The organism is Ochrobactrum sp. PL_is483 (assembly GCF_055816855.1).
The window spans coordinates 232,211-253,927 of the sequence record NZ_JBVPGS010000039.1 but is presented as its reverse complement, the minus strand read 5'-3'; the positions used below and the strand labels follow the sequence as shown (position 1 = coordinate 253,927).

20 protein-coding genes and 2 tRNA genes are annotated in these 21,717 nt (G+C 57.9%); 10 read left to right on the top strand and 12 right to left on the bottom strand.

All coding sequences use genetic code 11. The annotated features are described in order from the left end of the window. Positions 1–15: 15 nt before the first annotated feature. The 4 genes from cysE to AC0TNJ_RS18140 all read right to left on the bottom strand — a co-directional run bounded on the left by cysE (position 16) and on the right by AC0TNJ_RS18140 (position 3,099). Entirely contained in the window at positions 16–840 is an 825-nt protein-coding gene (cysE, locus tag AC0TNJ_RS18155; RefSeq protein WP_122002419.1) for a serine O-acetyltransferase, read from the bottom strand. 170 nt (positions 841–1,010) lie between these two features. After that, complete coding sequence (locus AC0TNJ_RS18150) at positions 1,011–1,781, bottom strand: alpha/beta fold hydrolase (RefSeq protein WP_473771923.1); 771 nt, start codon at positions 1,779–1,781, stop codon at positions 1,011–1,013. Positions 1,782–1,803: 22 nt separating this feature from the next. Further along, positions 1,804–2,283: a DUF192 domain-containing protein gene (locus AC0TNJ_RS18145; RefSeq protein ID WP_122002421.1), complete on the bottom strand. Its 480-nt coding sequence runs from the start codon at positions 2,281–2,283 to the stop codon at positions 1,804–1,806. Between the two features lie 234 nt (positions 2,284–2,517). Further along, positions 2,518–3,099: a cold-shock protein gene (locus tag AC0TNJ_RS18140; RefSeq protein WP_122002432.1), complete on the bottom strand. Its 582-nt coding sequence runs from the start codon at positions 3,097–3,099 to the stop codon at positions 2,518–2,520. Between the two features lie 386 nt (positions 3,100–3,485). Between AC0TNJ_RS18140 and gloA the strand changes: the two genes are divergently transcribed. Continuing rightward, entirely contained in the window at positions 3,486–3,926 is a 441-nt protein-coding gene (gloA, locus tag AC0TNJ_RS18135) for a lactoylglutathione lyase (protein WP_473771922.1), read from the top strand. A 43-nt stretch (positions 3,927–3,969) separates the two neighbouring features. Here the strand turns inward: gloA and AC0TNJ_RS18130 are convergent, their stop codons facing one another. The 3 genes from AC0TNJ_RS18130 to AC0TNJ_RS18120 form a co-directional block, all read right to left on the bottom strand. Continuing rightward, positions 3,970–5,022: a Tim44 domain-containing protein gene (locus tag AC0TNJ_RS18130; protein ID WP_473771921.1), complete on the bottom strand. Its 1,053-nt coding sequence runs from the start codon at positions 5,020–5,022 to the stop codon at positions 3,970–3,972. Between the two features lie 105 nt (positions 5,023–5,127). Continuing rightward, positions 5,128–6,912: a single-stranded-DNA-specific exonuclease RecJ gene (recJ, locus tag AC0TNJ_RS18125; protein WP_473771920.1), complete on the bottom strand. Its 1,785-nt coding sequence runs from the start codon at positions 6,910–6,912 to the stop codon at positions 5,128–5,130. A gap of 32 nt (positions 6,913–6,944) precedes the next feature. Continuing rightward, positions 6,945–7,964, bottom strand: a complete 1,020-nt coding sequence (locus tag AC0TNJ_RS18120) for a helix-turn-helix domain-containing protein (RefSeq protein WP_473771919.1) — start codon at positions 7,962–7,964, stop codon at positions 6,945–6,947. 137 nt (positions 7,965–8,101) lie between these two features. On the opposite strand from AC0TNJ_RS18120, the gene AC0TNJ_RS18115 reads away from it, so the two are divergent. Further along, positions 8,102–9,157, top strand: coding sequence for an alpha/beta hydrolase family protein (locus tag AC0TNJ_RS18115; RefSeq protein ID WP_473771918.1), 1,056 nt, complete (start codon positions 8,102–8,104; stop codon positions 9,155–9,157). A 72-nt stretch (positions 9,158–9,229) separates the two neighbouring features. Here the strand turns inward: AC0TNJ_RS18115 and glpX are convergent, their stop codons facing one another. From glpX to AC0TNJ_RS18090, 5 genes are all read right to left on the bottom strand, one after another. After that, entirely contained in the window at positions 9,230–10,216 is a 987-nt protein-coding gene (glpX, locus tag AC0TNJ_RS18110; protein WP_122002426.1) for a class II fructose-bisphosphatase, read from the bottom strand. A 252-nt stretch (positions 10,217–10,468) separates the two neighbouring features. Then, positions 10,469–11,989, bottom strand: coding sequence for an ABC-F family ATP-binding cassette domain-containing protein (locus AC0TNJ_RS18105; RefSeq protein ID WP_473771917.1), 1,521 nt, complete (start codon positions 11,987–11,989; stop codon positions 10,469–10,471). Positions 11,990–12,303: 314 nt separating this feature from the next. Continuing rightward, on the bottom strand, positions 12,304–13,623 hold the full coding sequence (locus AC0TNJ_RS18100) for a homoserine dehydrogenase (RefSeq protein ID WP_122002427.1): 1,320 nt from the start codon (positions 13,621–13,623) through the stop codon (positions 12,304–12,306). An 80-nt stretch (positions 13,624–13,703) separates the two neighbouring features. Further along, complete coding sequence (locus AC0TNJ_RS18095; protein ID WP_122002428.1) at positions 13,704–14,927, bottom strand: LL-diaminopimelate aminotransferase; 1,224 nt, start codon at positions 14,925–14,927, stop codon at positions 13,704–13,706. Between the two features lie 187 nt (positions 14,928–15,114). Continuing rightward, on the bottom strand, positions 15,115–15,462 hold the full coding sequence (locus tag AC0TNJ_RS18090; protein WP_473769511.1) for a hypothetical protein: 348 nt from the start codon (positions 15,460–15,462) through the stop codon (positions 15,115–15,117). A 555-nt stretch (positions 15,463–16,017) separates the two neighbouring features. Between AC0TNJ_RS18090 and AC0TNJ_RS18085 the strand changes: the two genes are divergently transcribed. From AC0TNJ_RS18085 to AC0TNJ_RS18050, 8 genes are all read left to right on the top strand, one after another. Beyond that, positions 16,018–17,283, top strand: a complete 1,266-nt coding sequence (locus AC0TNJ_RS18085; RefSeq protein ID WP_473771916.1) for a D-Ala-D-Ala carboxypeptidase family metallohydrolase — start codon at positions 16,018–16,020, stop codon at positions 17,281–17,283. Positions 17,284–17,485: 202 nt separating this feature from the next. Then, a tRNA-Glu gene (locus AC0TNJ_RS18080) sits at positions 17,486–17,560 on the top strand. 150 nt (positions 17,561–17,710) lie between these two features. Then, positions 17,711–17,785, top strand: a tRNA-Glu gene (locus tag AC0TNJ_RS18075). A 103-nt stretch (positions 17,786–17,888) separates the two neighbouring features. Next, entirely contained in the window at positions 17,889–18,173 is a 285-nt protein-coding gene (locus tag AC0TNJ_RS18070; protein WP_473771939.1) for a DUF2218 domain-containing protein, read from the top strand. Between the two features lie 332 nt (positions 18,174–18,505). After that, the gene (sfsA, locus tag AC0TNJ_RS18065; RefSeq protein ID WP_473771915.1) at positions 18,506–19,204 is read left to right on the top strand and encodes a DNA/RNA nuclease SfsA; all 699 of its coding nucleotides are present in this window, start codon (positions 18,506–18,508) and stop codon (positions 19,202–19,204) included. A 17-nt stretch (positions 19,205–19,221) separates the two neighbouring features. Then, a complete protein-coding gene (gene map, locus AC0TNJ_RS18060; RefSeq protein WP_006470294.1) occupies positions 19,222–20,049 on the top strand; it encodes a type I methionyl aminopeptidase in 828 nt (275 codons plus the stop codon). Between the two features lie 59 nt (positions 20,050–20,108). After that, the gene (gene radC / locus AC0TNJ_RS18055) at positions 20,109–20,858 is read left to right on the top strand and encodes a RadC family protein (RefSeq protein ID WP_473771914.1); all 750 of its coding nucleotides are present in this window, start codon (positions 20,109–20,111) and stop codon (positions 20,856–20,858) included. 207 nt (positions 20,859–21,065) lie between these two features. Beyond that, positions 21,066–21,704 (top strand): outer membrane protein, encoded by a 639-nt coding sequence (locus AC0TNJ_RS18050; protein ID WP_122000537.1) that lies wholly within the window; start codon positions 21,066–21,068, stop codon positions 21,702–21,704. Positions 21,705–21,717: the final 13 nt, after the last annotated feature.

Genomic DNA, 21,717 nt, shown 5'->3' with positions numbered 1-21,717 from the left:
ATGGTGGAAAATGGGCTAGATTCCTTCGCCCAGCATCTGGTCCATGACGCGGGAAGGCTCTGCGCAGCCCGTATCGCCCATGATCCGGGCAGGCACACCGGCGACCGTGACATTGTTCGGCACAGGCTTCAGAACCACCGAACCGGCGGCAATCTTCGAGCAATGGCCAACTTCGATATTGCCGAGAATTTTCGCACCCGCGCCGATCAGCACGCCATGACGGATTTTCGGATGACGATCGCCGCTCGATTTGCCCGTGCCGCCAAGCGTGACGCCATGGAGGATCGAAACATTGTCTTCGATCAGGGCCGTCTCGCCAACGACAAGGCCGGTCGCATGATCGAGGAACAGGCCGCTGCCAAGCCGCGCCGCTGGATGAATATCGGTCTGGAAGATCGATGAGGAACGGCTTTGCAGGTAATAGGCGAAATCCTTGCGGCCTTGATGGTAAAGCCAATGCGCCAGACGGTGGGTCTGGATCGCATGGAAGCCCTTCAGATAAAGGATAGGGTCCATGAAGCGGCTATAGGCCGGGTCGCGATCATAAACCGCCTGAATATCGACGCGCACGGTTTGCGACCATTCCGGATTGGCATCCAGCATCGCATCAAAAGTCTGGCGCAGAATATCGGCGCTCAGATCGGCATGGCCGAGGCGCTCGGAAATGCGATGCGTGACTGCATCTTCCAGACTTGGTTGATTGAGAATCGTCGCATAAAGAAACGTGCCCAGAACGGGATCGTTCTTGGCGGCTTCCTCCGCTTCGGCGCGGATGGAATGCCAGATGGGATCGACCTGCCCCAGACCGGGGGCTGCTTTCGCTGATGTGCGAACGGACATATGCATACTCCAGTTTTGCACCGCGCGAGGGGAGAGACAGCCGTGCTTTCACTCAGTCCCCGCGCCGCAATACGAGTTCGGCGCGCAGCATACCTTAAAAAGACTTGCCTTGACACAGCCGAATTTGACGCGGCTGCGACGCGCGCACTTTGCAAAAGATCAAACTTCCGTCAGAGCGGGTTTTCTTTCAAAAACTCCAGCACTGCCTGCTTGTAGACCTTGTCGCCAACGGCCAGCATATGGTCGCGGCCCGGAATGTCGACCGCCTGTCCATTGGGCAGAAGATCGGCCAGTTCCTGCGCGCTGCCCGCAATATCGTCGGTCGTGCCGACGGCAACCAGAACAGGCTGCATGATGCGCGCTATCGCGGCGGCGGGAACAAGTTCCTTCGAGGTAATCACGCAGGCCGCAAGGGCGATGCGGTCGCTCCTGGTCTGGTCGGCAAATTTGCGGAACATCTGCCCGCGTGGATGCGTGATCGTCGTCGGGTCTTCGGCAAGCAGCGCCTCGCCAATCGGTTCCCAATCGCCCGCGCCCGTGACCATGCCGATGCCAAGCCCGCCGAAAACGGCGCTATGAACGCGCCCGGCATGTTCGAGAGCCATGAAGGCGGTAATGCGGGCGCCCATGGAATAGCCCATGACATGCGCCTTTTCGATGCCGAGGTGATCGAGCAGAGCCGCCGCATCCGCCGCCATCTTGGTCGGCGTGTATTCATCCGCATCATGCGGCTTGGCGGAAAGCCCATGCCCGCGATTATCGATGGCAATGACACGATATCCGGCTTCCGTCAGCGTTCGGAACCAGCCGGGCGAAACCCAGTTGACCAGACTTGACGAAGCAAAGCCGTGAATGAGCAGGATGGGATCTCCTTCTCCATCCTGACGATATGCCAGACGCAAGCCGTCATGCTCAAAATATTCCATGTCGAAGACACTCACCTGAAATTCCTCTTGATTGCGATCAGGATCGGCAAGCGCCGCAGATCACGCGATGGGTGGCCTTGTCGCCAATCTTTATGCCGGTCCGTTTAGCCGTGCCGGCCAGAAGTTCCACGACATACGCCGCCGGACCTTCCGAGGAAATGATATTTTCGGAGAAAGGCACCGCATTTTCGTGAATGGCCGATACGCGCCCCTTGTCATCGAGGAAGACCATATCGAGCGGCGACGGCGTATTCTGCATCCACATCATGATGCGGCGCATCTCGCCAAATACGAAGATCATCGCCCGGTCCTGCGGAAAATCCGTGCGCCACATCAGGCCGCGAACGCGAGCTTCGTCAGTGTCTGCGACTTCAAGCGCAAAATTCACCTTGTTGCCATTGGCGGTGACGAATGTCAGCGGCTCCTTGTCGACTGGCAACCTCATCGGCTGTGCTTCATCAGCGTGAGCGGTGAATGCAAGGAAAACAAATGCAAAAGCAAGAAAAATACGGCCCATAACCTGCCTGTTCAAACAAAAAGACCAAGCCGGAACCTATCAACGGGACGGGATGACCACAAGACCGCGTGAGGACCAGCACCGCGCCCTCACCTGCTTGTTACAACAATCGGGTAAATCCGGCACGCTTTGAATTGGCGCGCGGTCGATCGCGTTTTGATCCGATTGGATCGGATCGGCGCTCCAGGTAGCATAATCTTGATCGCCCTCGTTTCACTCCGGTCGGACCAGACCCTAATGAGAAACGGGAATTGCCGTTCCAATATCCGGATGAATTTCAGCAGCCATCAGGCCCTTGTCGCCCTCACCGAAGCGGATGAGCACCACCTGACCGGGGCGCAGTTCCATCATGCCGAAACGACGCAGCGTTTCCATGTGGATGAAAATATCTTCGGTGCCTTCACCGCGCGTCAGAAAGCCGAAACCCTTGGTGCGGTTGAACCACTTGACGATCACGCGCTCAAGTCCGCTCGACGGCGTAACGGTGACATGGGTGCGCTGCGGCGGCATCTGCGCCGGATGAACGGCGGTCGAGGTATCCATCGACAGCACGCGGAAACATTGCAGGCCGCGCTCGCCCTGCCGGACTTCACAGACGATGCGCGCCCCTTCCAGAGCGGTCTGGAAGCCATCGCGACGCAGTGAAGTCACATGAAGAAGAATGTCATTGAGGCCCGGCTGGTCCGGAACGATGAAGCCATAGCCCTTGGCTACGTCGAACCATTTGATATGGCCCGAAACTTCGATGATTTCGCCCAGCTCTTCCGAGGCGTGCTGGCTGTGAAACTGGTCATTTGACACAGACTTGTCCGCCATGCGTTCGCCCCTCCTCTGTTCTTCCGTTGTGATTCCGACCTGATTCTTGTCCAAAGAATAACACTTCCTTAACCGGAGGCGGCAAGTCCAAACTTGTGTCCGTCCCCATGAAGACCACACACTTCACAACTTCATGGTTACTTTTCCGGCGCGGCGGCGCCTGAAACCGCGCCACGCTCTCAAATATGGCCGGCCATCGATTTGGCAATGTTGTTTTCGGGACATTCCGCTCACATATGCCGCCTCAAATTTTTGGGCGCATTGCGTCCGCCATGGCTTGACCTTCGGCCTCAGGCGTCGGATTCGATATTCCGGGCGAACCAATCGGTCTTCCATACGTTTTCCATACTTCAGCCTTCTGCATCACAACAGCCGAGGAAAAGACTATGCGCTATCTGCACACGATGGTCCGAATTCGCGACATCGATGAATCTCTCGATTTTTATGTAAACAAGCTCGGCCTTGAAGAAATCCGCCGCACAGAAAATGAAAAGGGCCGCTTCACGCTGATCTTTCTCGCAGCGCCTTCCGATACGGACCGGGCGAAGGCGGAACGCGCACCGGAACTGGAGCTGACCTACAACTGGGACCCGGAAACCTATACGGGCGGGCGCAATTTCGGCCATCTAGCCTATATGGTCGATGACATCTATGCGACCTGCCAGAGGTTGCAGGACGCAGGCGTCACCATCAACCGTCCGCCGCGTGACGGCCACATGGCCTTCATCAAGTCGCCCGACGGCATTTCCATCGAACTGATCCAGAAGGGCGAACGGCTCGCCCTGCAAGAACCATGGGCTTCCGCCGAAAACATCGGTAGCTGGTAACAAAAAACCCGGTCGCGAGACCGGGTTTTTCAATCCTGAACGGTTATTCCGTTCCCTGAATGGCAGCAAGCTGCCATTCGCCGCCGTCCTTGCGGGTGAACGTCCAGAGCTCGACGCTTTCCACCGGCTCGTCGGGATTGCCCTCGACAACAGCGCCGGTATTGCGATCCAGCATCACATCGATTGCCGAATAGCGGATAGCAACGGTTGCATATTCGGCATTGCCTTCGCGCCAGGCTTCCGACACATCGCCCTGCAGAAGCTTCACGTCCTTCACTTCGTTGCGCATGCCGCTGGAAGCGATCTCGCCCAACTCTTCAGCCAGATAGGACATGGCTTCCGGCGTGGCAAGCTTGCGCAGCGCCGCATAATCCTCGCGGCCATAAGCGGTCTGGATTTCGGACAGCATCTGCTCAAAACGGTCCAGATCTTCCTGACCGACATCCATCGGTTCGTCTTCAACGGCAGGGGAAGCGGGGGCCGGGGCAGCGGGTGCAGCTTCCTGCTTTGTCTCGAACGGGTTCACCGATGGCGTGCGACCGCCAAAACCGGCCAGAGGACCAGCCTGTGGGGCGGCAGCCTTTGCCGCGCCGAAGGGCTGCGCGCCTGCGTTACCGGCACCTGCCGCCGCTGGCTGGCGACGGTTCGCGAACATGCGCATAACGAACATGGCAATGAGCGCGATCACAGCAACCTGCAGGATCAGGCCGAACATGCCCGCAAGACCGCCAAGGCCGTTACCGAGCAGCATGCCGATCAGTCCGCCGACCAGAAGACCGCCCAGCATGGAACGGCCGAAATTGCCGAACATGCCGCCGGAACGCTGCGCCTGCGCCGCATTCTGCGTTGCGCCTGCCGCCGGACGGCTGGTCTGTGTCGCGCCCGTGTTCGGCGTCATCGAACGTTCGATGGGAGCGGCGTTGTTGGGTGCCGTGCGCGTCGGCGCTGGCGCGGAATAGGTGCGCGCACCGCGGCTGCCGAAACCGCCACCGCCCGCGCGGCGAGCCTCGGCGAAATCGACCGCAGCAAAGGAGGCAATCAGCCCTAGCACCATTGCAGCTGTCAGTTTGGTCAGGCGGTTTCCGGAACCCGGCATCGGTTTCTCCCATTTAGAGTCATGTCTGAATGTTTAAATCAGTGCTCATATGGGAATTGGCCCCCGCCCCTCACAAGAGCGTGAAGACAAAAAAATCCTGAAATTTCAAACTGGCAAAGCTGCGTCCAGAATCTGTATCTGAGGAGTGACCGAGCCATTCCAGTGGTTTAGCGACAGATTGCCCGCCACATGCACGCTCTGGCCGATATTGTTGAACAGGAAGCGCCCGAGATCGCCTTCCGCCGCCCGGAAGGCGATGGCGTTGACGCGCTTTCCATCCGCGCCGCGCAATGTGACGCGCACATGATCGCGCCCGACGCCCCGCACATCGGCCAGTATGTGATGCGGCAGCGCCAATATGGGCTGCGGATGCGCTGAACCATAGGGCCCTGCCTTTTGCAAGGCTTCATAGAGCGACACGGTGGCACCTGACGCGGCCAGCGCGCCATCGATGGAAAGGCTCTGGTTTTCCCGCAGGCGCGAAATGATATGCGCCGATTCCTCTTCAAGATAGGCACGCAGCGCGCCAAGATTGCCGCGCTCGATGGTGATACCCGCAGCCATGGCGTGGCCGCCGCCCTTGACGAGCAGCCCACGCTCCATCGCGCCGCGAACCAGCTTGCCGAGATCAAGCCCCATGATCGAGCGCCCGGAGCCCGAACCAACGCCATTGGCATTGAACGCGATGGCAAAGGCCGGTCGCCGGGCCTTTTCTTTCAACCGTGAAGCGAGCAGCCCGACAATGCCCGGATGCCAGCGGTCGCTTGCCGTCACGATCACCGATGCGCCCGCGCCGCCGGAGATTTCCAGCGAGGCCTCCGCTTCCGCCTCCATGAGCATCTCGGCCTCCATGGCCTGACGCTCCTGATTGAGCCGGTCGAGTTCAACAGCGATACGGTCCGCCGTTGCAGGATCATCCAGCGTCAGCAGCCGAGCGCCAAGCCCGGCATCACCGATGCGCCCGCCTGCATTGATGCGCGGCCCGATCAGGTATCCCAGATGGAAGACATTGAGTGGCTCGCCGATGCGCGCCACGCGGGCAAGCGCCGCGAGGCCAACATTGCTCTGCGAGCGGGCAACGAGCAGCCCCTTGACGACGAAAGCGCGATTGACGCCGGTTAGGGGCACCACGTCGCAGACCGTGGCGAGCGCCACCAGATCTAGCAGGGAAAGAAGATCGGGACCTGGCCCTTTGCCACGCTCGCGCAAGATTTTTGTGACCTGCACCAGCGTCAGAAAGACCACGCCCGCCGCGCAGAGATGCCCTTGCAGGGAAATATCGTCTTCACGGTTCGGGTTGACGATCGCCACCGCATCTTCCGGCAGGTCGCCGCCAACCTGATGGTGATCGAGCACCACGACATCCGCCCCGGCCTGCTTCGCCGCCGTGATGGAAGGTGCGCTGTTGGTGCCGCAATCGACGGTGACGATCAGGGTCGCGCCCTTGGCAACCAGATCGCGCATGGCATCGGGGTTTGGGCCATAACCTTCAAAAATCCGGTCGGGAATGTAGATGGAGTGCTGAATGCCGTAATGTTTGAAAAAACGCGCCATCAAGGCGGAGGAACAGGCCCCATCCACATCGTAGTCGCCGAAAATGGCCACGGTCTCGCGGCGCAGAATGGCATCGGCAATGCGCCCTGCCGCATTTTCCATATCGGTGAGCGTCGCCGGATCGGGCATGAGATTGCGCAATGTCGGATCGACAAATTCAGGCGCGCCTTCCACCGAGACGCCCCGCCCTGCCAGCACGCGGGCAACCAGATCGGAAATGCCGTGATGCTGCGCGATGGCTAGTGCCGTATTGGCCTCACGAAGGCCAAGCCGGTCCACCCATTTCTGCCCGGTTGCGGATTGTTTTATTCCGAGGAAAAAGCGCTCTATGGTCATGAGATTCTAAAGACACAAAAGGCGGCAGACGGTCAAGATGGACGATTTCTATCTCGCCAGTCGGCAGGACTAAGCGACGTTACCCGCCGGAACTCCCTATTGAAGTTTGATTTGGTCTGGAACCCGGATTCAAACATCACAGTGGTTATCGAGATGTCGTCCTTCTCAAGCCGCCGACAAGCTTCCGCAATTCGGTAATCGTTGATGAAACGGGAAACATTCTGGCCCGTCAGCCGGTTGATGGCGCCCGATATCTGGCGCGCCGGAAGGGAGGCGCGCCGAGCCAGCCGCGACAGCGTCAGATTCTCATCGAGAAAGAGCTTTTGCTCATTCAAAAGCGCTTCGACCTTGTCCAGAACATTGCGATCTACTTCGACATTTGGCGCCGATGGCGTCGTTTCAAATTCCGGTTCTGGTACAGCTTTGGCGCGAGCCGCCGCCAGCGCGGTCAGGCCGATAAGAAACAGGCCCAGCAGATTGGCATTGCCAATGATCGCAGCCGTGTAATCGCCTTTCCACCATTCGAAATCCAGGACCACTATAAGATCGAACAAGGCAGAAAAGCACAGCGAGGCGGCTGCGATGACAAGCGCCCGATGCGCTGCCACCGCACTGTCGAGACGCGCCGCATCCAAGGCGTCAGGACCAGAGCGCCCAAGCAGCACCAAGGCGACCGCATAGCCGACGTAAAGCCCAATCAGCGCTACGTCGATCAAACCCGGCGCGAAATAAACCAGTGCGGCAATGACGAAGGGTGGCAGCGCGTGAAACCAGGTCAGAACGTTATCGTCTGCTTTCGCCTGATGGATGAGGCTTCTGAAACTCATCAGCGTAAGCCCCGGCAGGCAACTGGCCAGAACAGGCAAAACATGGCGCAATTCCGTAATGCCGTAGCCCCAGCGCAGACCGACAATGAAAGACTGCGACGCGCACAACCCCAACACGAGCAGGAAGGGACGGTTCGCTCCGTTCCAGCCGAAACGGTGCAACAGAATTGCCATCAGAAAAAGAAGCAGAAGTGCGGAGACGAACGGCAGAGGAATGAAAATCATAAAGCACACACGAGTGACAAACAGGCAGCCATCATGGCCCAAATCGCGATCCGAGACGACCTGAATCATGATCGAGGACGCAGTTCGCGCAAAATCGGATGACGTTCGCCCTGTTCCATCAATCAGCGGAGACCGCCATGTTTCTCTACTACATCGTCACTATCCTCTTCACCTTTTTAACCGCCGCCCCCAGTCAGGCCCATGAGGTCGGCCAGCGGGAAGTCAAGTTCAACAATGCGCAAACGGGGCGCAATCTCGAAGTGGGTATATGGTATCCAGCCGCAACCGGGGGCACGACTTCTCTTGTCGGAGACAATGAAGTGTTCAAAGGGGCTCCGGCCGCAATCAACGCCCGGCCCGAAAAAGGCAGCTTCCCGCTCATCGTCATGTCGCATGGTTCCGGCGGACGCTTTCAGGGTATGGCGTGGCTCGCAACCGAGCTGGCCAGAGCGGGCTACATCGTTGCAGCGCCAAACCATCCCGGTACCACCAGTGGCGATTCCACACCGCAGGACACACCGAAAATCTGGCAGCGCACCGGAGATCTGTCGGCAGTGATCGACACGATGACGACTGATCCTGCATGGAACGACATAGTCGACAAAAACAAGATCAGCGTCCTCGGATTTTCGCTCGGCGGTACCGCAGCAATGGAAATCGCAGGCGCAAGGGCCAATCTCGACGCCTATGCCCTCTATTGTGATGTCTACGACAAATGGGATTGCGCATGGTATGCCGGTGGCGTTGGCTATCGAAATAACAAGCAGATCAAAGTCGACAAGGTCGATTTGCGCTCGGTCGACAGAAACCGCTTCGAGCAATCCAATCTCGACCGCCGCATTACGTCAGCCGTACTTATTGATCCCGATCTTGTGCGGGCTTACGACGAAGAGAGCCTGGCATCGATTTCAATCCCGATGAGCTTCATCAATCTTGGTGAAGGCGACGCGGTCCCTCCAGGAATTGCGGCTGAGAAGCTGGCATCAATCACGCCCAAAGGAACTTATGCCGCCGTCGCTGGCGCTAACCATTTCAGCTTCATGCCCGAATGCAAGAAAGGCGCCGCAGACCTCCTTAAAGCCGGAGGAGAGATAGATCCTGTTTGCGATGATGCCGGTCGCCCGCGTGCCGACATCCATGCAGATATCACAAGACTGGTGTTGAAGGCGTTGCAACCTAAGCCGAAAGCCTGAATCAAAACGCGAACATGTCAAAGGCGGCATTTTGCAATGCCGCCTTTGATAAAGTCGAAGGACCTATAAGACCTAGAACTTGGACAGGTCCTGATGCCTTGCCTTGATCTCGCGCACCGTCTGCGAGCTTGAACGCATGACGATGGTATGCGTCTGGATATAGTCGCGGGCGAACTTGACGCCGGAAAGCATGTTGCCGTCCGTCACGCCGGTCGCGGCAAAAAGCACGTCGCCCTTGGCCATTTCTTCCATCGTGTAGACCTTTTTGGGATCGGCAATGCCCATCTTGGCAGCGCGGGCAATCTTTTCATCGGTATTGAGCTGGAGACGGCCCTGCATCTGGCCGCCGATGCAACGCAGCGCTGCCGCAGCCAGAACGCCCTCAGGCGCGCCACCGATACCGATATAGATGTCGATGCCGGTTTCATCCGGGTTGGTCGTGTGCATGACACCGGCCACGTCACCGTCGCCGATCAGGCGGATCGCAGCGCCGGTCGCCCGCACTTCCTCGATCAGCCGCGCATGACGCGGACGGTCCATGATGCAGGCAGTGATTTCATTCGGCTTCACACCCTTCGCCTTGGCAACTGACATGATGTTGTCCGTCGGGCTGGCGTCGAGATCGACGACGCCCTTCGCATAGCCCGGACCGACTGCGATCTTTTCCATGTAGACATCAGGCGCGTAAAGCAGGTTGCCCTTCTCGGCAATCGCGATGACAGCAAGCGAGTTCGGCAGGTTCTTGGCGCAGATCGTGGTGCCTTCCAGCGGGTCGAGCGCGATATCAACGTCCGGCCCCTGCCTGGTGCCAACCTCTTCGCCGATATAGAGCATCGGCGCTTCGTCGCGCTCACCTTCACCGATGACAACCGTTCCGGTAATCGGAAGGCGGTTCAGTTCCTGACGCATGGCATCGACGGCAGCCTGATCGGCGGCCATCTCGTCGCCACGGCCACGCAGCCTCGCCGCCGCCACTGCTGCACGCTCGGCCACGCGGACCAGTTCGAGTGTGAGAATGCGGTCGAGTCCATGGGGTTGCTGCTCTGCGGTCTTGGCCATTTGAACAAAGTCCTGAATTCGAATTGCGTGGATGCGGCGCATGACGCCCGCGACTGCCGCCTCTTATAGCGACACTGTGCAAACCTTTTGTCAAAGTCCCCCGCACCCTGCAAGGGCGCGAGGGCTAAAAACATTGTACGCTCAAACTCTTAATCGATTTAAGCAATACACGCTTCGTTTCATGTCCCGACCGGATGTGAACACTCACACCCGACCAGAAGTTATTAAACAACCGAAAGATGTTGCGCCTATTCAGCTTCCGATAGCATCGAAGAAAAACTCCGGACTTTCCAGCTCGATCAGCTTTTTTCTTTCGATCATCCAGAAACGGTTGCCGACATTGCGAACAAAACTCCGGTCGTGCGAGACGATCAGGCTTGCCGCCTCATTGCGCAGCAGTTCCACTTCCAGCGCTTCCTGCCCCTCGATATCGAGATGGTTGGTCGGTTCATCGAGAATATAGAAGTTCGGATTGGTCAGCCGCAGAACCAGCATGGCCAGCCGCGCCTTCTGCCCGCCAGACAGGCGTTCCAGCGGCTTCGCCTGCATTTCAAGCGTCATCCCGGCACCGGCCAGCAGGGATCGCGTCCGCTGGTCGCCAATGTCGAAACGTTTCGCAATCGTCTCGAACGGGGTCCACTCCGGGCGAAGTTCCGACAAGGCCTGATCGCTATATCCAAGCACCAGCGATGGCGTCGCCTTGATCCCGGTCTGCGCCCGTTCCGGAGCAAGAATGGCCTCGCGCACCAGCGTCAGCAGCCGCGTCTTGCCCATGCCGTTGGCGCCAAGCAGGACAATGCGGTCGCCCGGATTGATCCAAAACTGCCCCGTCTTGAAGAGAAGCCTGCTGTCTGGCGTGGCAATATCGGCGTGATCGAGAACAACCAGTGCCTTGGCGTGGCTACCGCGGCTGTTCAATATGATCTTGCCGGCAGAGCGCTCCACATGGGCTGCTTTGGCAGTTTCCTCGATCTTGTCGGCCCGCGCTTTCAACTGCTTGGTCTTGATAACGAGCAGGTCGCTGCCGGAATTGATGCCGATATTGTTGAGCTTCGCCGCCTGCCTGCGCAATTGCTGGACTGTCTTCATGTCCTTTTCGAACTGCCGGGCATCCGCCGCGTCGATTTCATCAAGCGCAACCCGTGCCTGGCTATAGGGCAAGGCGAAAACGGGCGACTTTTCCGCCCTCAGGAACAGGGTGCGCTTCGTCACCGCATCAAGGAAGGCGCGGTCGTGACTGCTGACAATCACCGCCACCGAACGCGGTAGCGCATTCAGCCAGTCTTCCAGCAACCGCACCTTTTCGAGGTCCAGATGGTTGGTAGGCTCATCGAGCAGGAGAACATCGGGTTCCGACACCCATGCGCGGGCCAGAAGCGCTAGCCGCTGCCAGCCGCCGCTGAGTTGGCGCACGGGAAGCTGGCGCAATTCATCGGCCACGCGCAGATCATCCAGAACGATATCGGCGCGCCAGCTTTCATAATCCCGCGCTTCTTCATCGAGCCCATCCAGCACAACCTCGTAGAAACTGCGGTTTAATAGGCTTTCTGGAACGTATTGGCTGACATACCCGATCTTCAATCCACGCGACCGCGTGATCGCGCCGAGCGTTGGTTCGCCCTCGCCGACAAGGAGGCGCAGAAGACTGGTCTTGCCGCGCCCGTTGGCAGCAACGAGACCAAGGCGCTCGCCCTCGCCTATGACGAGATCGAGATTGGCAAAAAGTGGCTCATGAAGGGTCAGCGAAAGATTCTGGATAGAAACAAGAGACATGGCAATCAGCCCAATTCTGCCACGCACAGACGCTCGGTTTCCAAACCGCGATATGCATCAATGTGCTGGCGAATGTCCGGCAACGGTCGATGACCGCGCCTTCAGGAAAAGGCAGAATAAGACAGTGGTTGAGTGTCTTTTCCGCCCTGCACAAATTACTTATGCAGGGCAAAACCGGGGCCATACTGACGGTGATGATCATGACGCTTCACATACATCGCACAGCCCTCCTTTCCTGTTTATTTCTTGAACCGAATAACCTGGCCTTCATAACAAAGGTGAATCGAACCTGCAAGAGAGCAGAATATCCCCAATCAGCCTGCCCGTTCGATACGGATCATCTGCGGCTTGTCGACCAGATGGTCGTCCTTGAGGATCGCTTCCAGCGCCTTCTTGACGGCCGATTCGGTCGTTTCATGCGTGACGAGGATGACCGTCTTGATGCCTTCGCGCTGCGCATCGTCCATCGGCGGACGCTGCACGATCGACTCCAGCGAGATGTCGTTTTCGGCCATACGCTTGGCGATGGCCGCAAAAGCACCGATACGGTCAAGCACGGTCAGGCGGATGAAGTAGCCGCCCGCATGCTTGCGCATCTTGGCGCGCTTATAGGGCTGCAACGCCTTGGCGGGCGTGCCGAAAACCGGCCCGTGCTGGAAACCGGGACGACTTTTCGCAATATCGGCAACATCGCCGATCACAGCGGATGCCGTCGCATTGCCGCCCGCACCGGGGCCGGAAAGCAGAAGCTCGCCCAACAGGTCGGTTTCGATTGCCACGGCATTGGTCACGCCATGAACCTGCGCGATCACCGACGAGGTTGGCACCATGGTCGGATGCACGCGCTGTTCAATGCCCGTATCGGTCTTCTGCGCAACGCCCAGAAGCTTGATGCGATAGCCCAGTTCATCGGCGGCGCGAATATCGGCCAGCGAAATATTGCTGATGCCTTCCAGATAAATATCGTCGGCTGCGATCTGCGTGCCGAAGGCAAGGCTGGTCAGCAGCGCCAGCTTGTGCGCCGTGTCGTTGCCCTCGATATCGAAGGTCGGATCTGCTTCGGCATAGCCCAGACGCTGCGCATCCTTGAGACAATCCTCGAACGAAATGCCTTCTTCCCACATCCGGGTCAGGATGTAGTTGCAGGTGCCGTTCATGATGCCATAGACACGCGACACCGTATTACCGGTCAGCGATTCACGCATGGCCTTGATAACCGGGATACCGCCTGCGACAGCCGCTTCGAAATTGAGCAGAACGCCCTTGTCTTCGGAAATTCTGGCGAGCGCAACGCCGTGGCGCGCAAGCAGGGCCTTGTTTGCGGTTACGACATGGCGACCCGCGCGCAGAGCCGCTTCCACGGAAGCTTTGGCCGGGCCATCCTCGCCGCCGATCAATTCCACAAAAACATCGATATCGGCGGATTTCGCAAGCTCCACCGGGTCGTCGAACCATGCGATGCCGGAAAGATCGATACCGCGATCCCGGTTGCGGTCACGCGCACTGACCGCTGTAACCGTAACAGGCTTGCCGCATTGGCGCGTGAGCATTTCGGACTTGTCACGCAGGATACGCAACACCGAAGCACCAACGGTGCCGAGGCCGGCAACGCCGATCCGTAATGCATCACTCATTATTTCGACCTTCTGTATGGAGTGGCTTATCGGGTGGGAACCACAGGCGGCGAGTTGCCGCCCGTAGCGATTTTTAAAGACTATCCGCGACGACCGTCGAGCGGAATCACATTTTGCAGGTTCTCATGCTTGGCAGAGAGAAAACGCTTGATGTTGCGCGCGGCCTGACGGATGCGATGCTCGTTCTCAACCAGCGCGATGCGCACATAATCGTCGCCATGCTCGCCGAAACCGATGCCCGGCGCGACGGCCACATCGGCCTGTTCGACCAGAAGCTTGGAGAATTCAAGCGAACCCAGCGAACGGAAGCGTTCCGGGATCGGAACCCAGGCAAACATGGTTGCGGCTGGCGGTGGAACATCCCAGCCTGCCCGACCGAAGCTTTCGACCAGCACGTCACGGCGCTGCTTATAGACATTGCGCACATAGGCGATATCCGAGCCGTCGCCATTGAGCGCCGCCGTCGCGGCAACCTGGATCGGCGTGAACGCGCCATAATCGAGATAGGATTTTACGCGCGTCAGCGCTGCAATCAGGCGTTCATTGCCGACCGCAAAGCCCATGCGCCAGCCCGGCATGGAGAATGTCTTCGACATGGAAGTGAACTCTACGGTCACGTCCATGGCGCCCGGCACTTCCAGCACCGATGGCGGCGGGTTGCCATCGAAATAGATTTCCGAATAGGCGAGATCCGACAGGATGACGATGTCATGCTTGCGGGCAAACGCGACGACATCCTTGTAGAAATCGAGCGTCGCCACATAGGCCGTCGGATTGGACGGGAAATTGAGGATCAGCGCGATCGGCTTCGGGATGGAGTGCTTCACGCCGCGCTCCAGCGTCGGGATGAAGTTCTCGTCAGGCTTTGCCTGTACCGAACGGATCACGCCGCCCGACATGATGAAGCCGAAGGAGTGGATCGGATAGGTTGGATCCGGGCAAAGCACCACATCGCCCGGCGCGGTGATGGCCTGCGCCATATTGGCGAAACCTTCCTTGGAGCCGAGCGTGGCGACGACCTGAGTGTCCGGATTGAGCTTCACGCCAAAGCGGCGCGCATAATATTGTGCCTGCGCGCGACGCAAGCCCGGAATGCCCTTGGAAGCCGAATAACGATGGGCGCGCGGGTCCTGCACGGCCTCGCAAAGCTTGTCGACGATGTTCTGCGGGGTCGGAAGATCGGGGTTGCCCATGCCTAGATCGATGATGTCGGCACCCGCCGCTCGCGCCGATGCCTTCAGACGGTTGACCTGTTCAAAGACATAAGGGGGCAGACGGCGGACTTTATGGAATTCTTCCGACATGATCCTGTTCCAGTGGAGGGTTGAACGTAATGGCGCGCATGCGCCGCAGAGGAGCTATACACCTGTTCTCGAATCGGGTCGAGACATGTTGCCGGGTCAAAGAACCCGGCTTTCGTCTTTAGAGCACATCCCGAAAAGTGTGAAACGGTTTTCGGATAAGATGCGCGCCAACAACCAAGGAAGAGGGTTACTCTTCCCCGCTTTCGATCTGTTTCAGGGTAGCGTCCGTATCTAGCTGCGCCTGCTTGCGCAGTGCAGCAGCTTCGGCGGGCGTGAAACCCGCGCCGCCGGTTCTGGATGCCGCCAGACGCGTGCGGTCGGCATCAAGCTTGGTCGTAAGCTGTTGCTTTTCTTCTGCGGTGATCTGCGTGGTCGCAGCCTTCGGCATATGGCCGAATGTCGGGAAAACGCCGGTGCGGGAGGCACCTTCCTGCGGCACGCCCTGAAACTCTTTTCCGCCCGCGCACGCCGTGAGCATCGCCGCCGCTGTTGCTGCCAGCAAAAGATTGGCGATCTGCCGCGTGCGCTTGGTCATGTTTCTGTTCCCGGTTAATGCCGCATTAGGCGCTGTTGGTCACAGCGCCAGACAAAGATAAAGCAATTGGCAAGGGATAGCACCAAGTCGAGGCGTCCTGTCAACAAGTGAGTGATGCAAATCGGAAATTCGCCTTGTCCAGAAGGACGGAACGCCACACCAACGGGCTATCAGGAAGGAAAAACCTAACCAAGAGTTACACGAAGTAATATTTTGTTACATGCGAATATTCCGGGCTAAACGCCAAGTCATTTAACACCACATGCGCATCAATAGTTGCACTCGGCGATTAAAAAACTTAAAAATTGGTAGCGAATTGCCCGACAGGTGATTTGCCCGTTACAGCGAAATGACTGTCATCGCTCTGAAGTGACTATCATAACACGCTGATATTTCTGAATTTCTTCCCGGCACAAACAGTCGGGAGCGGTGGGGACGGCAAGCCATCAAGCATGACGTCAGCCTCGCACGGGAGAGCCGATCTCCCGAAACCAGGTGGGCCCGGATGAATTCGGGACGCCAAACTGGTCAGGGAAATCGAGCTGGAGCAGACTGTTGAAATTTGCACATTCTACACACCGGACCTCCGGCAGGTTTCTATCAGGCAGCGTGGCTTTGCTCGCGCTTCTTGTCACGTCCTGCACGTCAACCGGGACGGGTCTTGACGGCAAGCCGCTTCAGATGACCTCCGCCACTGACGGCTCCGTCATTGCGGAAACGTTGCAAAGCGCCGCTGACCAGACAACCGTCGCAGGGGCAACGACGCCCACTTCCGCGGAAGCGAAAAAGCCGGAAGCCAAGCCCGGTGAAACAAAGCCTGCCACCGTGGCAGGGGCGACAAACGCCAATAATAAAGAGCAGGCGAAGCCGGCAACAACCGCGGCGGCCACCGAGCAGCAGCCGACCGAGGTCGCCGCCCTCGCCCCGCAGCAGCCGAAGAGCACGTCGCTTTTCGGCATGTTCGGCGGCAGCAAGTCGGCAACACCGGAATCAACTGCTCAAGCCTCCGAACAACCAGCGGAAGCGGCTTCCGCCGACACCGCGAAGAAGCCGCAGGAACCGGCCAAGGAAGAAAAGACGGCTGAGGCAGCCGAACCACAGCAGACCCCAACCGCAAAGCCTGTCGAGGCTGAAAAGCCGGTTCAGGTCGCTTCCCTGTTTGGTTCCACCAAGAGCGCCTACGCCTCACCGCAGAGCCCAACGGCCTCGCAAGGCAGTATTGCCCGGCTTTTCTCCGACGAATCGACCGGCGCACGCTCTGACAGAACGGAAAGCAAGAAACTTGCCGTCGTGAAGCCGGTTTCGCCTTCCGCCAAGCACGATTACAATTATTCGCTACCGGGTGTGCGCCCGAATGGCGGCATCGAAATCAAGCATCGCAACAGTCTCTATGACGATAGCGATATTGATGCGAATGAAGACGATGAATTTGCAAGCGTGACGCTTGCGTCAGCTCCGGGCCTTGCCCGCCTTACGCCGAACGGCTTGAAGGTGCAACGCGAAACCGTGGATGTCGCCTGCCTCAAACCGCAGCTCGTTTCCATGCTGAAAACCATGGAGCGTCATTTCCGTCGTCCAGTTATGGTGACTTCGGGCTATCGCAGCCCATCCTATAATCGCAAGGTCAACGGTGCCCGCAAATCGCTTCATATGATCTGCGCCGCAGCCGACATCCAGATCGACGGCGTTTCCAAATGGGAGATTGCCCGTTTTGCCCGCTCCATGCCGGGACGTGGCGGCGTCGGCACCTATTGCCACACGACTTCGGTTCACGTCGATGTCGGGCCGGAGCGTGACTGGAACTGGCGCTGCAAAGGCTGAGAAAAACACCCTCACCGAACACCGGAAGCCGGGTCGCAAGATCCGGCTTTTTCTTTTGTCCTTATTTTTCAAGGCCGTACCAAGGACGACCGCAGAAATTTTCCCCATTTTTGCAGTACATTCGATTTTTTTCAGAAAAGTGTTTTTTGGGGCTTGCGAGTCAGAACCTTCCTCAATATAAGCCCACTCACACCAGCAACGGGCGCCCATCGTCTAGCGGTTAGGACGCCGCCCTTTCACGGCGGAAACAGGGGTTCGATTCCCCTTGGGCGTACCATTGCTGGTTTTTTTCTTTTCCCCTTACAATTCAATCACTTGGCGCTTTTTGCGCATAGTTTTGTTCTGTTCGAAATTATTCACGGACAAGTGAAAAAGGGGCTTGCATGTCGGAAATTTCCTGACTATAAGCGCCCCACACCAGCAACGGGCGCCCATCGTCTAGCGGTTAGGACGCCGCCCTTTCACGGCGGAAACAGGGGTTCGATTCCCCTTGGGCGTACCATTGCTGGTTTTTCTTTTCCCTTATAATTGACGCAAATATTACTGGCTGATCTGCCAGGATGTTGCTACGCGCCTGTCTGCAACCTTTTTGGAAGGACAGCATGATGCCGAAAGCAACAGCAATCGTTCCCACTGCCCATGCCAGCCGCTATCTGCAGCAGCTCTGCAAGCACTGGGCACACAAGTTCGCCGTCGAATTCACCCCTGAACATGGCACTATCGATCTTGGCGAGAATCGCCTCGTGATTCTCGATGCCGATGCGGAAAAACTGATCGTGACTGTCGAAACCTCGGAAGAAAACCTCGGCCGTCTTGAAGAAGTCGTGGCAAGCCATGTCGTCCGCTTCGCATTCCGCGAGGAGCTCGTCTTCGAATGGGTAAGGCAATAGCGGAGGGCGGCGGCGTTTACCCTATCCGTAAAATGCCTGCAAATTGCCCGGAATAGCCATTATCGCATCACAATCCGGGCTCAATCACCCGCGAAATTCTTCCCAACTTCGAACGACTGATTTGATGGGGAAGAATAATGACAAGCGAAACAAGAACCACCCTCACCTTTCTCGGCGCCGGTCTGGTTGCTGCGGCAATGGCGCTCAGTGCGGATATGAGCTGGGCGGATGTCATCAAGGTCTTATTCTGACCCCTGCCCGTTTCCTGGCTATTTCCGCGAAGCTGTCAGAAAACCCTTTCGCATACGCGCCGAACTGCTCTACATCGGCGCATGATTTTTCAAACACCTCTGATTACCGGCAGGCTGGAACGCCGTTACAAAAGATTTCTTGCCGACGTCACGCTTGACGACGGGCGGTTCATCACAGCGTCCGTGCCCAATACCGGTTCGATGCTCGGACTGACCGCGCCGGGTTCCCGCGTCTGGCTGAGCGTTTCGGACGCCCCTCACCGCAAATATGCCCATACGTTGCAGATCGTTGAAGCGGATAATACGCTGGTCGGCGTGAACACCGGCTTGCCCAACAGAATCGCCGAGGAAGCGATCCTGAAAGGTCTCATTCCCGACCTCGCGGGATATGCCAGCCTCAAGCGCGAGCAGAAATATGGCCGCAATTCGCGCATCGATCTTCTGCTGGATGACGGTCCGCGCCAGCGGGCCTATGTCGAGGTCAAGAATGTGCATTTCATCCGCACGCTCGGACTGGCGGAGTTTCCCGATACGGTGACGGCGCGCGGCGCGAAACACCTCGACGAACTGGTCGACATGGTTGCCGCTGGTCATCGAGGCGTGATGCTGTTTATTATCCAGCGAAACGACTGCAGCAGATTCAGCATTTCCGGCGATCTTGATCCCACTTACGCACGCGCTTTTGAACATGCGCGTGCAAACGGGGTTGAGGCCTGGGCCGTTCGGTGCCACATAACGGATAACAGCATTGACGCCACCGAGCTGGTGCCAATTGAGTAAATGAGACGGATCGAGTGATGGTAACCTATATCGAAGCGACAAGCGCACCCATGAAATATACGGGCCAGATCAGGCTCTATGGCCCCGAGGCTTTCGAGGGGATGCGCACGGTCTGCAATCTGACGGCTCGCTGCCTCGATGCCCTCAACGATATCGTCAAGCCGGGTGTGACAACCAACGAGATCGACCGTTTCGTGTTCGAGTTCGGCATGGATCACGGCGCGTTTCCGGCAACGCTGAACTATCGCGGCTATACGAAATCGACCTGCACCTCGATCAATCACGTCGTCTGCCACGGCATTCCAAACGACAAGCCGCTGCGCGAGGGCGATATCGTCAATATTGACGTCACCTATCTGCTCGATGGCTGGCACGGCGATTCCAGCCGCATGTATGCGGTGGGCGAAATCAAGCGCGCCGCCGAACGGCTGCTGGAAGTCACCTATGAAAGCCTTTTGCGCGGGATCGCGGCCGTCAAGCCGGGCGCCAAGACCGGCGCAATCGGTGCGGCGATCCAGACCTATGCCGAAGGCGAACGCTGCTCTGTCGTGCGCGATTTCTGCGGCCATGGTGTCGGGCAGCTGTTTCACGATGCACCGAATATCCTTCATTACGGCACGCCGAATGAAGGAGTGGAAATCAAGGAAGGCATGATCTTCACCATCGAGCCGATGATCAATCTCGGCAAGCCTCATGTGAAGGTTCTTGCCGACGGCTGGACAGCGGTTACACGAGATCGGTCGCTGACGGCCCAATATGAACACACGGTTGGCGTCACGAAAGACGGCTGCGAGATATTCACACTCTCTCCAGCCAATGTCTTCGGACCGCCTTCCATGAGATAATGTCGAAGTGATGTTATCCCGATAATTGTCTGGTCTGTTTTTGCGGGGGTTTAAACAGGATGGCAAAGAACAAGAATGAGCCGGGTAATGCGCACTTGCCCGGCTTTAGCGATACGCTGCAATTGACGCCCAAAATCGACAAGCCGCATTACGCCGGGCATCGCGATCGTCTCAAACAGCGTTTCAGGGAAACTCCCGATGCGTTGGCGGATTATGAATTGCTCGAAATGCTGCTGTTTCGCGCCATTCGCCGCGCCGACACCAAACCGATCGCCAAGGCGCTTCTGACCCGGTTCGGCTCGATTGCCGAAGTGCTGGCCGCCCCCGAAAAGCTGATTGCCGAAGTGCCCGGTGCCGGTCCCACCGTCGCGCATGAACTCAAGCTTGTGGAAGCTGTCGCCAAGAGAAGCGCGCGCAGCACGGTCATGGAGCGCGAAGTGCTGGGTTCATGGAACCAGGTGATCGAATATTGCACCACCGCCATGGCATACGAGACCCGCGAGCAGTTCCGTATCCTGTTCCTCGACAAGAAGAACAAGCTTATTGCCGATGAAGTCCAACAGACCGGCACGGTCGATCACACGCCGGTCTATCCGCGCGAGGTGGTCAAACGCGCGCTGGAACTTTCTGCAACGGCCATTATTTTGGTCCACAACCACCCATCGGGCGACCCGACGCCTTCGCGCGCCGACATCGACATGACCAAGCAGCTCGTCAATGCTGCCAAGGCGCTCAACATCACGGTGCACGATCACGTCATCATCGGGAAGCACGGCCATGCCAGCTTTCGTGGATTGGGATTCATCTAACAAAACCAGGCATCGAGCAGTTACCGATTGTTAAGCATAGCGCGAAGAATGGTTACGCAATGCATGGAAATCGCTCGAATTTTCTTAAATTTGGACACAATCAGAGGTGAGACGAAAGCCAGACCGAAGGCAAGGCCTTTCGATGGCAATAATGAATTCAGGCATGTTTCCCGCCAGCGTTTTCGGACGGGAAAATCGGAGTAAAAAATGTTGAAGCGTTCTATCACCGCAGTGGCGCTTGGCGCCGCAATCGTTGCTTTTGCAGGTTCGGCTTTCGCTGCCGACATGATGGGAGCAACCGACTATTCGTACAACGATCCGGTTGCCAGCGGCCCGCATGACTGGTCCGGCAACTATATCGGCGCACAGATCGGCGCTTCATCTTCCAAGATTCCCGGCCCCTTCACCAACCGCACCGGCGCGCTTGGCGGCGTTGTCGTGGGCAAAAACATGCAGAGCGGCAATGTCGTGTTCGGCGCGGAACTCGAAGGCAACTTTGCCGAAGCGGAGCATCGCATCGGTCATGGCGGCAGCCTTCAGCAATCGTGGAACGGCAACGCCAAGGGCAAGATCGGCTACGCCTTCGACAAGACGCTCATTTACGGCACCGCCGGTTATGGCGTGACCCGTTTCAAGGCCAAGGACAACACCACCTCGGCTCCGGGCTGGGAAGGCGGCGCACTGATCGGCGCCGGTGTCGAACAGGCGCTGAGCGGCCCGCTCTCGGTCAAGGCTGAATATGACTTTCAGCGTTTCGGCGACGTGAAGTCCCGCGTCAACGGCGTGGAGCAGCGCAACAACCTGAAGAACCATTCGATCAAGGCAGGTCTGAACTACAAGTTCTAGTTCCTGCCATCCG